This is a genomic window from Micromonospora sp. NBC_01739, from assembly GCF_035920385.1.
Classification (GTDB): domain Bacteria; phylum Actinomycetota; class Actinomycetes; order Mycobacteriales; family Micromonosporaceae; genus Micromonospora.
Genome location: NZ_CP109151.1, coordinates 4040350 through 4054565, shown reverse-complemented (window position 1 = coordinate 4054565; position 14216 = coordinate 4040350). Strand labels below are relative to the sequence as shown.

The window sequence follows — 14216 nt, the reverse complement described above, 5'->3', positions numbered from 1 at the left end:
GATACGGACGCTAGCGTGCCCGTTCCCGCCCCGTAGCGAAACGAATGAGCCTGACCTGCTGTTCTTTCGCCATCTGAGGAACTAGCTGGCCGCTTCTTCCCGTTTTCGCCCGGCAGGCGGCAGAGTCGGACGGTATGCGAGGTAACGGATGGTTTCCCGGATGTGGAACTTCTCCGCGTCCGACACCTCGGGGTCGACCAGGCGGCGCAGCAGGGCCTCGACGTCCGGATCCATCGGCGGGGGTGTCGGGTCGGCCCGGTGCCGGGAGGTGGTGCGGTCCCAGCCGAGGGCCGCGAAGGCCGCCGCCGGGTCGAGGCCAAGGCCGTCACAGAACGCCACCACCCGCTCGGCCTCCGGGTCACTGGCCCAGTCGCCGCGTACCCAGCGGTTGATGGTCTGTCGGGAAACCCCGGTACGCCGGGAGACCTCGGTGCCGCTCCACGCCCGGGTGGCGCGCGCCTCCTCCAGGGCCCGACGGACGAAGGTGGCGAAGGCGATCTTCCGGGCGTTGGCGGTCTCGGTCACCTCGCGACCGTACGACCGTTGAGTCTGGGTGGGGGGCCGCGGCGCGCCCCTGTCACGCTTACGTGACGCTGGTGGTGGGTGGTCGTACGGCGGCCAATCACTGCTCCTGAGGGGTCTCACCTAGGCAGGATAGATGTACGTAGGTGCCGGGGCAAACATGCGAAAAGCTGATACTGTCACGCCCATGGGACAACCTACGGTGTGTCACGTGCATGAGACGAATGGTGCTCGCCTGCGTCACGCGCCCGTTGCGTGGGAGGTGTGGTGACCGAACTCGCGACCCGTGCCCAGGCCTTCGGTCTGGTCGCGGAGGGTGTCGCCGCGGGGCTGAGCGCACCCTGGCGGCTCTACCTGGCCCGGGGATGCCGTTACCTCTCGCTCAGCGTCGGTGACCGGGCCGAGTGGGACGCCTGGCGGACCCACCTCGGCTGCCCGGAGCTCAGCGTCCGGGTCTACGAGGCCGGTGGGGAGATCCGGCGGTCGTCGGTGGCCGAGGTCGTGATGGACGGCTGCCGGATCACCGTCGAGCTGGTGGAGGAGGTCGGTACGGACGACCTGGACCGGCTGCTGGTGATCGACCCGACGACTGTCGAGCCGGAGGAACGATGAACAACGTGCGAGGTACCGGAGCCGCCGGATGAGTCCTTTCCTCGCGATCTTCCTGGTGGTCGTGCTCGCCGCGACGAGCTACGCCGCCGGGCGACTGCACGGGCAGCTCAGCTACCGGATCGGTTACCGCTTCGGCTACCGGCAGGGCTACTTCGACGGTGACCGTGGGGCCTGGAACCGGCGGCGCCGGGACGCCCAGGCCGCGATCGCCACCGCCCTGGCGGTCACCGGGCCGGGCAACACCCGGGCACCCGCCGCGGTGGCTCGCCCGGGCACCACGTACACCGGATCGTCGTTCACGACGCCGACCGCCTCGGTCACCGGGCGGCACCCGACCGGCGCCCTGGTACGACGAACCGGCTGAGACCGGTCGACGGGCCTGCGGGACCGTCCAGGACCGCGGGGTACCGCCCTGCTGGGGCGGGTACCGCGGGGGATCACGTCAGACCGGGACGGTGGTCCCACCGGCCGGGGTGCGCGCAGGGGGCATGCATCCCGGCCGGTGCACCGCTCGTCGTGGGGGCCAGCGGATCGACCCCCTGAATCATGCTCTAGCCGGGACGGGTGCGGGCAGCTAGCGTCTAGGCATGGCGCGGGACTGTCCCGAGCCAGCCGGCCCGCCCGGCCTGCGACCTCGCGCACGGGGCCCGCATCCGACCCCGTGTCCGTCGGGCACCGGAGGAGGCGGACCGCGGGTGGCCGGGTGCCCATCCGCCGGAGCAGGCCTGTGACCACTCGCCGTACAACCGCCGGTGCCGACCAGGGCTCGGCCGCGACTGCCACGACCCGCCGTACCGCCCGGAGCCGCCGTGGCGCGGCTGCCGGATCGGCCGACACCAGGGAGCCTCGACCAGCGGGACAGTCCTTTGTGCTGGACACCTCCGTCCTGCTCAGCGACCCGGCGGCGTTCCACCGCTTCGCCGAGCACGAGGTGGTCCTGCCCCTGGTGGTGATCTCCGAACTGGAGGGCAAGCGACACCATCCCGAGTTGGGCTGGTTCGCCCGCAAATCGCTGCGCATGTTGGACGAGTTGCGCATCCGGCATGGGCGGCTGGATCTGCCGGTGCCCGCCAACGACGAGGGTGGCACCCTGCGGGTGGAGCTCAACCACACCGACGACGGGGTACTGCCGCCGGGCTTCCGCAACGAGTCCAACGACGCCCGGATCCTCTCCGTAGCCCTGAATCTCGCCGCCGAGGGGCGGGAGGTGACCCTGGTCAGCAAGGACATGCCGCTGCGGGTCAAGGCCGCCTCGGTCGGGCTGCGGGCCGACGAGTACCGGCACGGCCAGGCCAGCGACCCGACCTGGACGGGGATGGCCGAGCTGGATCTGGCCGAGGAGGACATCGGACGGCTCTACGCCGGAGAGGCCATCGATGTGGACGCCGCAGCCGGCCTGCCCTGCCACACCGGCCTGGTGCTGCACTCCACCCGGGGGTCCGCCCTCGGTCGGGTGCTGCCGGACAAGACCGTCCGGTTGGTACGTGGCGACCGGGAGGCGTTCGGGGTGCACGGCCGCTCCGCCGAGCAGCGGATCGCCCTGGATCTGCTGCTCGACGAGTCGATCGGCATCGTCTCGCTGGGCGGCCGGGCCGGTACCGGAAAGTCGGCCCTGGCGCTCTGCGCCGGGCTGGAGGCGGTGATGGAGCGCCGCCGGCACAAGAAGGTCATCGTCTTCCGCCCGCTGTACGCCGTCGGCGGCCAGGAACTCGGCTACCTGCCCGGTTCGGAGTCGGAGAAGATGTCGCCCTGGGCCCAGGCGGTCTTCGACACCCTGGGTGCGGTGGTGCACGAGAACGTGCTGGAGGAGGTCACCTCGCGGGGTCTGCTGGAGGTGCTGCCGCTGACCCACATTCGCGGGCGCAGCCTGCACGACGCCTTCGTCATCGTCGACGAGGCCCAGTCACTGGAGCGGGGGGTCCTGCTGACGGTGCTCTCCCGGATCGGCCAGGGGTCCCGGGTGGTCCTGACCCACGACGTCGCCCAGCGGGACAACCTCCGGGTCGGCCGGCACGACGGAGTGACCGCGGTGATCGAGGCCCTCAAGGGGCATCAACTCTTCGCGCATGTCACCCTCAGCCGTTCGGAGCGGTCCCCGATCGCCGCCATGGTGACCGATCTGCTGGAGGACATCCCGCAATGATGGCCTTTTAGGGCGTTTTTACCTGCATTTTGCAAGTGACCCACGTCACAATGCAGTCTGGGCGTTTCCCAACCGCCTCACTGTGCGCGATCGTGTCCCACGGCGCTCACGTACCGCTGGAAGCGTTGGTGGCCATTCGTCACCTCCCCTGAGGGAGACGGATGATCACCGGGTGAAGGAGGTGCGGCCACGGTGACCGGGAAGCCGGTCACGGGCGCTCGCGGTGTGCTTCGGCCGGTGGGCTGGGTCACCCCGTGTCCCTGACCCCGACGAAGGGATCACCACGTGAGTCGGCTGTGGAGCCGGTTCGCCGCTCGTGGCGTCGCTGTCGTGCTGCTCTCCGGGGGCATCGCCGGCGGCTTCTACCTCAGCGATGACCGCCAGACGCCGCGCCCGGATCCGGGCGCGCAGGTGGCCGGCAGTGTCACCGAGATCGACGTCGACTACCGGCAGGAGCAGCAGGTCTCCCGCCAGGTACGGGCGGTGCGTCAGCAGGCCGCCGAGACCAGGAAGCAGGCCCGCGCGGCCGCCGAGAAGGCCCGCAAGGCCGAGGAGGCGGCACGCAAGAAGGCTGCTGCGGAGAAGGCCGCCAAGGAGGCTGCCGCCGCTCGGGCCCGGGCCCTCAAGCCGTACGACGGACCGGTCCCGGCCTCCTGCAAGGAGTACAGCGGGCACCGGAAGACCGGCTGCGCCCTGATGATCGACGCTGGTTTCAAGATCGACCAGTTCCCCTGCCTGGACAGGCTCTGGAACAAGGAGAGCGGCTGGAACCCCCGGGCCCACAACAGCAGCTCTGGCGCCCATGGCATCCCGCAGGCCATGCCGGGCAGCAAGATGGCCACGGTCGGCGCGGACTGGGAGACCAACCCGGTCACCCAGATCAAGTGGGGCCTCGGCTACATCAAGGGCCGCCACGGTACGCCGTGCAACGCCTGGAACCACTCGCAGAACCGCGGCTGGTACTGACCGCTTGACCGCCGGGTCGGCGGGAACGAAGGGGTGTCTCCCTGGTTCCCGCCGACCCCGCGCTGTCCGTGCCGACCGTATGCCGAGGGGCGGTGCCCTGGGGCGAAGAGTGGCGGCTGCCGGAGTTTGCTGATAGCTGTTGACAGGTGACCCTGCACCCTGTCAACGGCGACCCGCACCGGTTCGGCACGGAAGCCTTCTATGCGTCCATCGGCCGGGCCTTCGTCGCGATGTGCGCCGTGGTGCCGGTGCTCTTCCTCATCGAGGGCCTGGACACCTGGCTCGGTGCCGGCTTCGACGCCGCCGCCGGCATCATCCCGCAACGCATCGAGGGACTGGACGGGGTCTTCTTCTCACCCTTCCTGCACCACGGCTTCGAGCACCTCTACAGCAACAGCATCCCGCTGATCCTGCTCGGCACCTTCGTACTGGCCGCCGGCGCCCGGCGGTTCCTCTGGTCCACCCTGGTGATCGTCCTGGCCAGCGGGTTGGGTGTCTGGTTCACCGGGTCGCCCAACACGATCGTCGTCGGGGCCAGCGGGGTCATCTTCGGCTACCTGGGCATCCTGCTGACCCGGGGCATCTTCGAGCGCAGCTGGTGGAACTTCGCCGTCTTCCTGCTGGTCGGTCTGCTCTACGGCGGCCAACTGGCGCTCGTCCTGCCGACGGACGAACGGATCTCCTGGCAGGGGCACCTGTTCGGACTGCTGGGCGGCATCGTGGCGGCGATCATCTTCCGCCGTCGACGTACGGAGTACGACGACCCGTACGGCTCCCAGTCGCCGATGACCATGCCCTGAGCCGTACCCTCACCGGGACCTTAGGCGTCCGGTCAGGGCGTGGAGCCGACCGCCCAGGGTGGCGACCGCGACGGCGACCAGGGTCAGCAGGGCCCCCAGGAAGGTCCGCGGGCCGGGCTGCGAGGCGGCCGTGGGCAGCACCACGTCCAGCAGCACCGCACCGATGACCTGGCCGGCGATGGTGGCCAGCCCGAGCACGAGTACGCCGATGAGCCGCACCACCGCGGCGGCGACCGCGATGAACGACACCCCGACCAGCCCGCCCAGGTAGAGCCAGGGCTCGGTCGGCAGGCTGCCCGAGGGTACGCCGCGTACCCCCAGGCTGACGGCGAAGGCGACGAGCAGGACGCTGGTCCCGACGGCGAAGTTCACTCCGGTGGCGGTCAGCGTGCTGCCGCTGGCCACCCGGACCCAACCGTTCACCGCCTGCTGCCAGGCCACCCCGATCCCGGCGATCAGCGGCAGCGCGATCAGCCCGAGGGTCTCCGGTTCCAGCCCTCGACCGCCGACGGCCAGCAGCACCGCGACCACGGTCAGGACCGCACCGGCCAGCCGGGTGCCGGTCACCGGCTGCCGTCCACCCGGGCCGATGCCCGCTCGGTCGACCGCCAGGCTGCTGCCGGACTGCCCGGCTACCACCGCCACCGTGAAAGCGGCCACCCCCAGGGTGCCGACCGTGGCCCCCTGGGTGAACACCAGCAGGGCTCCACAGGCCCCGCCCAGGCACTGCCAGGGGCGCAGGGCACCCGAGGCCAGGGCGTCCCGCAGGGCAGCCAGCCCGCGACGCCCACTGCGGGTGGCCGGCAGCAGCACCATCAGCAGCAGCAGGCCGACCCCGAAGGAGATCACGGCTGCGGCCAGGCCGTCGCCGAGGCGTACGCCCAGTTCGCCGTTGATCCGCGACTGGACGGCCACCGCCATCCCGGCCACCGCCGCCAGGGCCACCGCGCCGACCCGGCGCCCCACGGAGGGTGACGTCCGGGGCTGGCTCACTCCCTGGCCCCCGTGGGGGTTCGTCTGTCGTACCCGCTCACGCCTGCTCGGCCAGCGGCCGGCCGTCGAAGTCCACCGCCGAGTAGAGCGCCAGCTTCTCCAACCGGTGGTACGAGTCGATCACCCGGATGGTGCCGCTCTTGGACCGCATGACGATCGACTGGGTGTACGCCCCACCGGCTCGGTACCGCACCCCCCGCAGCAGGTCACCGGAGGTGACCCCGGTGGCCACGAAGAAGCAGTTGTCGCCGGTGACCAGGTCGTCCGTGGTCAGCACCCGGTCCAGGTCGTGCCCGGCAGCCAACGCCTTCTCCCGCTCGGCCTCATCCTGCGGCCAGAGCTTGGCCTGCATCATCCCGCCCATGCACTTCAGGGCGCAGGCCGCGGTGATCCCCTCGGGGGTGCCGCCGATGCCCATCAGCACGTCGACGTCGGACTCCCCGCGGGCGGCGGCGATGGCGCCGGCGATGTCGCCGTCGGAGATGAAGCGGATGCCGGCACCGGCCCGGCGGATGTCGTCGACCAGGCCGTCGTGGCGGGGCCGGTCGAGCACACAGACCGTCACCTCGGAGACGCTGGTGCCCTTGACCTTGGCGATCCGGCGCAGGTTCTCGGCGACACCGGCGTTGATGTCGACGACGTCCGCGTAGGCCGGTCCGACGGCGAGCTTCTCCATGTAGAAGACCGCACTGGGGTCGAACATCGCACCCCGCTCGGCGACCGCCAGCACCGCCAGGGCGTTCGGCATCCCCTTGCTCATCAGGGTCGTACCGTCGATCGGGTCGACGGCGACGTCCACCTCCGGGCCGCTGCCGTCACCGACCTCTTCCCCGTTGAAGAGCATCGGGGCGTTGTCCTTCTCGCCCTCACCGATCACCACGATCCCGCGCATGGGGATCGAGTTGATCAGCTTGCGCATGGCGTCGACGGCGGCGCCGTCGCCGCCCTCCTTGTCGCCCCGTCCCACCCACCGGCCGGCAGCCATCGCTGCCGCCTCGGTGACCCGGACCAGGTCGAGAGCGAGGTTGCGGTCGAGATTCTGTGGGGTACGCGTCCTGGTGGTCGTCATCTGAACGGCTCCTCCTCGCGGCGGTGCGGGGTTGACCGGGCCGACAGTGGGCAGCTGCCGGCGGTGTCCCTGATCCTCACACGATGGCGGACGCGGAGCGGGGGCGGGGCGGTGATGGGCCGGATACCGCCGGTCGGGCGGCTGCCAGAATGGTCGGGTGGAATCTGCACTGCCTGCCGACCGCGAACCCGCAGACCAGCCGCCGGGCGATGCCCGGCCGACCGCCGAGCGGCGGGGCGGCCCGGGCGGACCTGACCGGCCTCCGGGCCCCTCGGCGGCGCCCGGGAAGCCGGCCTCCACCCGCTCGCCCCGCGACATGGCCATCTCCCTGCTGGTGCTGCTGATCCCGATTGCCCTGCTGCTCGCCTTCTACCGGGGTTTTCTCGGCGGCGACCAGCCGACTCCGATCGATCCGGTGCCGGCCTTCGAGCAGGCGCAATCCGCCGGGGAGTTCCCGGTGAGTGTGCCCTCCGGGCTGAGCAAGGAATGGCAACCCATCCGGGCCTCCTACCGCGCGGTAGAGGGGGGTTCCACCCTGCGGGTGGGATATGTCACCCCGGAAGGACGTGGCGTCCAGTTGGTGCAGAGCAACGTGCCGCCGGAGCGACTGCTGCCCACCGAACTCACCGACGCGGGACAACCGCAGGGGCAGACCGATCTCGGTGATGGCACCTGGCAGCGGTACACCGCGCGGGGCAACGAGCAGGCCCTGGTGCTGCTTCAGCCGGACCGCACCGTGATCGTGATCGGCGATGCCCGGGACAACGAACTGCGGGAGATGGCCAGCGCCGTGGACTGATTTACGGGCCGCGAGATGTCGGTCCGATCCGTTACGCTTCCGGCGTTCGTTTCTCGGGTGGTGTGAACCGTCCGGCTTTCCCAGTTTGAGAAGAGATTTTCTGTGAAGATTCGACGCTGGAGCGTGGGCGTTCTCGCCGCCACCTTGCTGGTTCCCGGCGTAGCCGCCTGCAATTCCGACGCCACCGACTCGTCCAGCGGGTCGGGCACGGCGGCCTCCATCCCGAAGGACCCGAAGACGGCCCTGGTCGCCTCCACCAAGGAGTTGAACGAGGGGAACTTCACCTTCACGATCGACTCGGAGTCGATCAAGGGAGGCGGCAGCGTCCACAAGCCGAGCAACAGCGCGCAGTTCTCCATGAAGGCCGGCGACGAGACCTTCACCATGGAGATGGAGATCATCAAGATCGACGCCGACAGCTACGTGAAGATGGACCTGGGTGAGCTGTTCGCCAGCCTCCCGGGGGCGGAAGACATGAAGGGCAAGTACCAGCACGTCGACGCCACCAAGGCCGGCGACGCCAAGAGCCTCGACATCTTCAAGGACGGCACCGACCCGGCCAACTCCGCCGAGATGTTCAAGGGTCTGGGTGAGGTCCAGGAGACCGGCCCGGGCACCTACAGCGGCAAGATCGACATCACCGCTGCCAAGGACTCCGTGGCCGCGGACGAGGACATGCTCAAGGCCCTGGGTGACCAGGCCAAGGAGATCCCCTTCACCGCGAAGGTCGACGACCAGGGCAGACTGACCGAGCTGGTGCTCTCCGTGCCGGCCGCCGGCGAGCTCAAGGCGCAGGAGATCACGGTCAAGTACGCCGACTACGGTGCGGCCAGCCCGGCCAAGAAGCCGGCGGACGACGAGATCGTCGAGGCCAACGACCAACTCCTGGAGATGTTCAGCTAGGTCGACAGGTGTCACCCGGACGGGGGAGCGGGCATGATCCGCTTCCCCGTTCGGCGTCTGTGGGGTGGGTGGCGGGCCGGGATCCTGGGAGTCGGTGCCGGAGTAGGTGATTGCCCGACCGGCCGGCAGGGAACAGAGAAGACAGCCTCCGGCGCGCGAGATGCGTCGGGCGACCCTGCTGGGAGACACCGATGACCGTTCGACGACTGAGCGCCGGCCTGATGGCCGCCGCGTTGCTTACGCCCGGAGTCGCCGCCTGCACCACCACCGGTGACGGCACCGCCGGGACCACCGCCACGCCGTCGGCCACCACGACCGCCAGTGGTGCGGCCGGCGACGCCGACGCCAAGCAGGCCTTGCTGGACTCCACCCGGGAGATCAGCAACGGCAACTTCCGGTTCCGGATGTCCGGTGCCGGTTCCACCGCCGAGGGGCAGGTCCACCAGCCCAGCCAGAGCGCCCAGATGAAGGTGAGCATCGGCGAGCCGACCGATGACCTGGCGATGACCCTCGACCTCATCCACGCCAAGCCGGACAGCTGGGTCAAGCTGGATCTTCAGGGCTCGGCGGCGTCCAGCGTCCCCGGGCGGGACAAGCTCAGCCTCGGCAAGTACCAGCACCTGGACCAGACCCGCATCCAGGGCAACCGCAACCTGGGCTTCGACTTCGACAAGGTCGACCCCGCTGGCAGTGCGGTGCTCACCCAGGCCATCACGGAGGTACGCCGTGCCGGCGACGGTGCGTACGCCGGCACCATCGACCTGTCCAAGGCGGCCGAGGCCGGCTCGCTGGACCAGAGCATGATCACGGCCCTCGGCGCGCAGGCGAACTCCGTGCCCTTCACCGCCACCACGGACACCCAGGGTCGGCTCACCGAGATGGTCCTTCAGATCCCCGGGGTTCAGGCGGGGGCGGCGACCCAGGAGATCCGGGTGACCTACAGCGACTACGGCAACGCGACCGCAGCCCAGAAGCCCCCGGCCGACCAGGTCGTAGAGGCGCCGCCGGAGCTGTACAACCTCTTCGACTGAGCACCACCGATCGCGCGGCCCGGGTTCACCACCTGGCGTCGCGCGATCACTCTTTGCGCTCCGCTGGCTGACCGCGATCACGCGGCTGGGTTCTTGTCGGCTGGCGCGGCGCGGGGTGGTCAGCCGGCTGGGTCTGTCGCCGCGCGAGCGCTCGGCCGCGTTCTTACCGGTTGGCTTGGCGTGGGGCGGTCAGCCGGCGGCGTTCTGTCGGCTGGCCTCGATGCGGGCGCGGGCCCCGTCCAGCCAGCGCTGACAGATCACCGCGAGTGCCTCACCCCGCTCCCAGAGGGCCAGGGACTCCTCCAGGGAGGTCCCGCCGGCCTCCAGCCGATCCACCACCGAGGCGAGTTCGGCCCGGGCCTGTTCGTAGCTGAGCCGTTCGTCGGGCCCGCTCGTCTGCTCGTCAGTCATCGCATCCATCTCAACACAACCCTCCGACACCTCCCGCCACCGCACCGCGGGTTGCGGTGGTCAGGTGGTCACGGTGGCGGCCAGTTCGCCCTCGGCCAGGCGTACCCGCAGGGGGTCACCGGGGCCGACCTGGTCGGCCGCGCGGACGACATGGCCGTCGGACCGCTGCACGATGGCGTACCCCCGGTCGAGGGTGGCGGCGGGGGAGAGGGCCCGCAGCCGGGCCAGGGTGTGCCGCAGGTCGTCGTCGGCGGCGGCCAGGCGGTGGCCCAGGTTGCGTTCGGCCCGCTGGCGCAGGGCGGCCAGGTCGGCGGCCCGTTGGTCGACCATCACCTGAGGGCGGGCCAGCACCGGCCGGGAGCGCAGGGCCTCGATCCGGTGGCTCTCCCGATCCAGGAGGTGGTGCACCGCCCGGTGCAGCCGGTGCCGTGCCTGGTTGATCAGGCGGATCTCCTCGGCCAGGTCCGGCACCACCCGCTTGGCGGCGTCGGTGGGGGTCGAGGCGCGTACGTCGGCGACGTAGTCGACGAGCGGGGCGTCCGTCTCGTGGCCGATCGCGCTGACCACCGGGGTACGGCAGGCGAACACGGCCCGGCACAACGCCTCGTCGGAGAAGGGCAGCAGATCCTCGATGCCGCCGCCACCCCGGGCCAGGATGATCACGTCGACGCTCGGGTCGCTGTCCAGCACCTTCAGGGCGTCGATGATCTGGGTGACGGCTCCCGGGCCCTGTACGGCGACGTTCACGGTGCGGAACTCCACGGCCGGCCAGCGGCGGCGGGCGTTGGTGAGCACGTCCCGTTCGGCGGCGCTGGCCCGACCGGTGATCAGCCCGATGCGTTGCGGCAGGAAGGGGAGCCGTCGCTTGCGGGCCCGGTCGAACAGCCCTTCGGCGGCCAGCAGCTTCTTGAGTTTCTCCAGCCGGGCCAGCAGCTCACCCAGGCCGACCTGGCGGATCTCGTCGGCCCGCAGGCTGAGGGTGCCCCGGGCGGCGTAGAACTCCGGCTTGGCGTGCACCACGATCCGGGCACCCTCACGCAGCTCGGGAGCGCCGGAGTCGAGCACGTCCCGGTTGGTGGTGACGGTGAGGCTCAGCTCCGCCGAGGGATCACGCAGGGTCAGAAAAACCGTGCTGGCTCCCGGCCGCCGGCTGATCTGCGCCACCTGCCCGTCGACCCACACCCAGCCCAGCCGCGCCACCCAGGCGCCGATCTTCTGACTGACCACCCGCACCGGCCACGGCTCCTCCGAGCTGCTGGCTCCCGAGCTGCCGGCCCCCGTCCCCCCACCCACCCCATCACCCACCCCCCCACCCTAACCCCCACCCACCCCACCCACCCCACCCCCATCGAGCCCCGTTGATCATGAGGTTGGCGGCAGGGTGGAGATCGAACACTGCCGCCAACCTCATGATCAACAGCTGCAGGCGGTGGGGGAGTGGGGGCGGGCGTAGGATGGGGGGGTGACTGAGGCTGGCATCGGGAAGCGCGTGCTCTTGGCCAAGCCCCGCGGTTACTGCGCGGGCGTCGACCGGGCGGTGCAGACCGTCGAGGAGGCCCTCAAGCTCTACGGTGCGCCGATCTACGTGCGTAAGCAGATCGTGCACAACAAGCATGTGGTGCGGACGCTGGAAGCCAAGGGCGCGATCTTCGTGGAGGAGAACGAGGAGGTTCCCGAGGGCGCCACGGTGATCTTCTCCGCCCACGGGGTGGCACCCGAGGTCTACGAGCAGGCCAAGCAGCGCTCCCTCAAGGCGATCGACGCGACCTGCCCGCTGGTGACCAAGGTGCACCAGGAGGCGAAGCGGTTCGCCGCCGAGGACTACGACATCCTGCTCATCGGTCACGAGGGCCACGAAGAGGTCATCGGCACGGCCGGCGAGGCCCCGGAGCACATCCAGCTGGTGGACGGCCCGGAGGACGCCGACCGGATCACCGTGCGTGACCCGAACAAGGTCGTCTGGTTGTCGCAGACCACCCTGTCGGTGGACGAGACCATGGAGACGGTGGCCCGGCTGAAGAAGCGGCTGCCGATGCTCCAGTCGCCGCCCAGCGACGACATCTGCTACGCCACCAGTAACCGTCAGCATGTGGTCAAGGAGATCGCGGCCGAGTGCGACGTGGTGATCGTGGTCGGCTCGCGTAACTCCTCGAACTCCGTACGCCTGGTGGAGGTGGCCCTGGACGCGGGCGCCCGGGCCGGGCACCTGGTCGACTTCGCCCACGAGATCGACGACGCCTGGCTGGTCGGCGCCCAGACGGTGGGCCTGACCTCGGGAGCCAGCGTCCCGGACGAGTTGGTCCAGGAGGTGCTGACCCATCTCGCCGCGCGCGGCTACACCGACGTGGAGGAGGTGGTGACCGCCAACGAGCGACTCACCTTCTCCCTGCCGCAGGAACTCAAGCGCGACATGAAGGCCGCTGCGGCGGCCCGCGGCTGAGCGGCCCACCCGAGAAGATGGAACGGATCACCCGGCTACCACGTCAAAGACTGGCATGAGGACCCTTCGGATCGCCGCCGCGGCGTTGATCGTCTGCACCGCGCTCGTCGCCTGCGCCGGCCAGGGCGCCGGGGACGGCACCGCCACCCCGACGGGAGCGCCAACCGTGACCGAGCTGCCCACCCCGGACCCGACCGAGCCTCCGGCGGCCGACCCGACGGACACGACCGGCCCGCTGGGCCGACCCGGCAAACGCCCGGGCGGCCCGCCGCAGCCGACCTCCACCGGTGAGATGACCCTGACCGGTCAGATCGAGTCCGGGGTCGAGCCCGGCTGCCTGCTGCTCGACGGCTACCTGCTGCTCGGCGGCCCGCGCGAGGTGCTGACCGCAGGCGCCGCCGTGACGGTCACCGGGCGACCCGAACCGGGCCTGATGACCACCTGCCAGCAGGGCACCCCCTTCAAGGTCGCCTCCGCCAAGCGCGCCTGAGGTAGCCCCGCCGGGGGCGCGAGAATCCTGTCCGGACGGCAGGATGCATCGATGCGTCTACGATCGTTGCTCCTGCCGTCGGCAGGGCTCCTGTTCGCCGTACACCTGGCGGGTGTGCTCACCTCCGCGCCGATCCTGCGTCACGCCGAGGTCCTCGCGGTGGCCCTGATCCTGGCGTACGCGCTGGTAGTCGGTCTGCCGTCGCCGCGCTGGGTGGTGCCGGCCGGGCTCGTCGTGGTGGCCGTCGACGCCTGGTCGACGATGCCGGTCGATCCTGCCGCCGCCGGCTACCGGTGGCACGTCCTCGAGCCCGGTCCGCCTCCGGAGTTCACCGAGGGGCTGTGGACCGGGCTTGAACTGACCTGGGCGGCACTGGTCTTCGTGCTGCTGCTGGCCCTCGTGAACCGGCGGGCAACCGCCGGGGGACGGCCGCGAACCGACTCCCCTGCGAGTGGACGGCTGGTGATCGGGCTGTTGCTGGCCGGCGGGCCGGTGCTGGGGTACGCGGTGTTCCGGGTGGTCGAGGTGCGCCGCAACACGATGGAGGTCGAGCTGGCGGACCAGCACGACGGGCAGCCCGGCACTGAGGTGCTCGCCGCCGCGGTGCTCGCGCCCCTGGCGCTCGCCCTGGCCGCCCTCCTGCTGGCTGCGCTACTGCTGGGTCAGGGTCGGCGGCGGGCCACCGGTGGTGCGGTCCTGCTGGTGGTGGCAGCGCTGTTCCACATCGATGCGGCGCTGGCCCCGTACACACTGCTGCCCTTGTCCCCGACCCGGGGGACTGTGTTCACCGGCGCCATGGTCAGCCCGATCCTGGTCATGGCACCGGCCCTGGCCGTCGCCGCCGAACTGACCGGATACCTGCTGCTGGTGGCGGGGCTGCGCCCCGACCGGCCGGATCGGCATCGGGCGAAGGGTGATCAGCCGAGGCCGGCGATCGGCTAGGCCAGGAGCGAAAGTCCGCAGCCAGAGACATGCCTGAACGGGCGGGAGCCCGCCTCCGGTGGATCCGGAGGCGGGCTCCCTGGGTGGTGCGGTGG

Annotated in this window: 16 protein-coding genes; 11 read left to right on the top strand and 5 right to left on the bottom strand. The window is 70.7% G+C overall.

Going from position 1 to position 14216, the window contains the following annotated elements; all coding sequences use genetic code 11:
• Positions 1-81: 81 nt before the first annotated feature.
• Positions 82-525 carry a helix-turn-helix domain-containing protein gene (locus tag OIE53_RS18190; RefSeq protein WP_327022736.1) on the bottom strand — a complete coding sequence of 148 codons (444 nt, stop codon included), beginning with the start codon at positions 523-525 and terminating at the stop codon, positions 82-84.
• Between the two features lie 264 nt (positions 526-789).
• Between OIE53_RS18190 and OIE53_RS18185 the strand changes: the two genes are divergently transcribed.
• The 5 genes from OIE53_RS18185 to OIE53_RS18165 all read left to right on the top strand — a co-directional run bounded on the left by OIE53_RS18185 (position 790) and on the right by OIE53_RS18165 (position 5043).
• Complete coding sequence (locus OIE53_RS18185) at positions 790-1134, top strand: hypothetical protein (protein ID WP_327022735.1); 345 nt, start codon at positions 790-792, stop codon at positions 1132-1134.
• Positions 1135-1162: 28 nt separating this feature from the next.
• Positions 1163-1498: a hypothetical protein gene (locus tag OIE53_RS18180; RefSeq protein ID WP_327022734.1), complete on the top strand. Its 336-nt coding sequence runs from the start codon at positions 1163-1165 to the stop codon at positions 1496-1498.
• Between the two features lie 363 nt (positions 1499-1861).
• Positions 1862-3277 carry a PhoH family protein gene (locus OIE53_RS18175; RefSeq protein WP_327022733.1) on the top strand — a complete coding sequence of 472 codons (1416 nt, stop codon included), beginning with the start codon at positions 1862-1864 and terminating at the stop codon, positions 3275-3277.
• 285 nt (positions 3278-3562) lie between these two features.
• The gene (locus OIE53_RS18170) at positions 3563-4243 is read left to right on the top strand and encodes a transglycosylase SLT domain-containing protein (protein ID WP_327022732.1); all 681 of its coding nucleotides are present in this window, start codon (positions 3563-3565) and stop codon (positions 4241-4243) included.
• A gap of 146 nt (positions 4244-4389) precedes the next feature.
• Positions 4390-5043, top strand: coding sequence for a rhomboid family intramembrane serine protease (locus OIE53_RS18165; RefSeq protein ID WP_327022731.1), 654 nt, complete (start codon positions 4390-4392; stop codon positions 5041-5043).
• Between the two features lie 9 nt (positions 5044-5052).
• Here OIE53_RS18165 and OIE53_RS18160 read toward each other — a convergent pair whose 3' ends face one another.
• Both OIE53_RS18160 and glpX read right to left on the bottom strand, forming a co-directional pair.
• Positions 5053-6036, bottom strand: a complete 984-nt coding sequence (locus tag OIE53_RS18160; RefSeq protein WP_393337603.1) for a DMT family transporter — start codon at positions 6034-6036, stop codon at positions 5053-5055.
• Between the two features lie 37 nt (positions 6037-6073).
• On the bottom strand, positions 6074-7105 hold the full coding sequence (gene glpX, locus OIE53_RS18155) for a class II fructose-bisphosphatase (RefSeq protein ID WP_327022730.1): 1032 nt from the start codon (positions 7103-7105) through the stop codon (positions 6074-6076).
• A 157-nt stretch (positions 7106-7262) separates the two neighbouring features.
• On the opposite strand from glpX, the gene OIE53_RS18150 reads away from it, so the two are divergent.
• The 3 genes from OIE53_RS18150 to OIE53_RS18140 all read left to right on the top strand — a co-directional run bounded on the left by OIE53_RS18150 (position 7263) and on the right by OIE53_RS18140 (position 9838).
• A complete protein-coding gene (locus OIE53_RS18150) occupies positions 7263-7904 on the top strand; it encodes a DUF4245 domain-containing protein (RefSeq protein ID WP_327022729.1) in 642 nt (213 codons plus the stop codon).
• A gap of 102 nt (positions 7905-8006) precedes the next feature.
• Positions 8007-8807, top strand: coding sequence for a hypothetical protein (locus tag OIE53_RS18145; RefSeq protein WP_327022728.1), 801 nt, complete (start codon positions 8007-8009; stop codon positions 8805-8807).
• Positions 8808-8998: 191 nt separating this feature from the next.
• Positions 8999-9838 (top strand): hypothetical protein, encoded by an 840-nt coding sequence (locus OIE53_RS18140; protein WP_327022727.1) that lies wholly within the window; start codon positions 8999-9001, stop codon positions 9836-9838.
• 189 nt (positions 9839-10027) lie between these two features.
• Here the strand turns inward: OIE53_RS18140 and OIE53_RS18135 are convergent, their stop codons facing one another.
• Both OIE53_RS18135 and xseA read right to left on the bottom strand, forming a co-directional pair.
• On the bottom strand, positions 10028-10249 hold the full coding sequence (locus OIE53_RS18135; RefSeq protein ID WP_327022726.1) for an exodeoxyribonuclease VII small subunit: 222 nt from the start codon (positions 10247-10249) through the stop codon (positions 10028-10030).
• Positions 10250-10309: 60 nt separating this feature from the next.
• On the bottom strand, positions 10310-11542 hold the full coding sequence (xseA, locus tag OIE53_RS18130; RefSeq protein ID WP_327027263.1) for an exodeoxyribonuclease VII large subunit: 1233 nt from the start codon (positions 11540-11542) through the stop codon (positions 10310-10312).
• A gap of 169 nt (positions 11543-11711) precedes the next feature.
• Between xseA and OIE53_RS18125 the strand changes: the two genes are divergently transcribed.
• The 3 genes from OIE53_RS18125 to OIE53_RS18115 are packed head-to-tail and all read left to right on the top strand — an operon-like array spanning position 11712 to position 14121.
• On the top strand, positions 11712-12689 hold the full coding sequence (locus tag OIE53_RS18125) for a 4-hydroxy-3-methylbut-2-enyl diphosphate reductase (protein ID WP_327022725.1): 978 nt from the start codon (positions 11712-11714) through the stop codon (positions 12687-12689).
• A 55-nt stretch (positions 12690-12744) separates the two neighbouring features.
• Entirely contained in the window at positions 12745-13179 is a 435-nt protein-coding gene (locus OIE53_RS18120; RefSeq protein WP_327022724.1) for a hypothetical protein, read from the top strand.
• Positions 13180-13230: 51 nt separating this feature from the next.
• On the top strand, positions 13231-14121 hold the full coding sequence (locus OIE53_RS18115) for a hypothetical protein (protein WP_327022723.1): 891 nt from the start codon (positions 13231-13233) through the stop codon (positions 14119-14121).
• Positions 14122-14216 lie beyond the last annotated feature (95 nt).

Bases quoted from the DNA above. Each gene is read 5' to 3' on its own strand.
- OIE53_RS18180 (WP_327022734.1), top strand. From the start codon at position 1,163: ATGAGTCCTTTCCTCGCGATCTTCCTGGTGGTCGTGCTCGCCGCGACG.
- glpX (WP_327022730.1), bottom strand. From the start codon at position 7,105: ATGACGACCACCAGGACGCGTACCCCACAGAATCTCGACCGCAACCTC.
- OIE53_RS18140 (WP_327022727.1), top strand. From the start codon at position 8,999: ATGACCGTTCGACGACTGAGCGCCGGCCTGATGGCCGCCGCGTTGCTT.
- OIE53_RS18135 (WP_327022726.1), bottom strand. From the start codon at position 10,249: ATGACTGACGAGCAGACGAGCGGGCCCGACGAACGGCTCAGCTACGAA.
- OIE53_RS18120 (WP_327022724.1), top strand. From the start codon at position 12,745: ATGAGGACCCTTCGGATCGCCGCCGCGGCGTTGATCGTCTGCACCGCG.
- OIE53_RS18115 (WP_327022723.1), top strand. From the start codon at position 13,231: ATGCGTCTACGATCGTTGCTCCTGCCGTCGGCAGGGCTCCTGTTCGCC.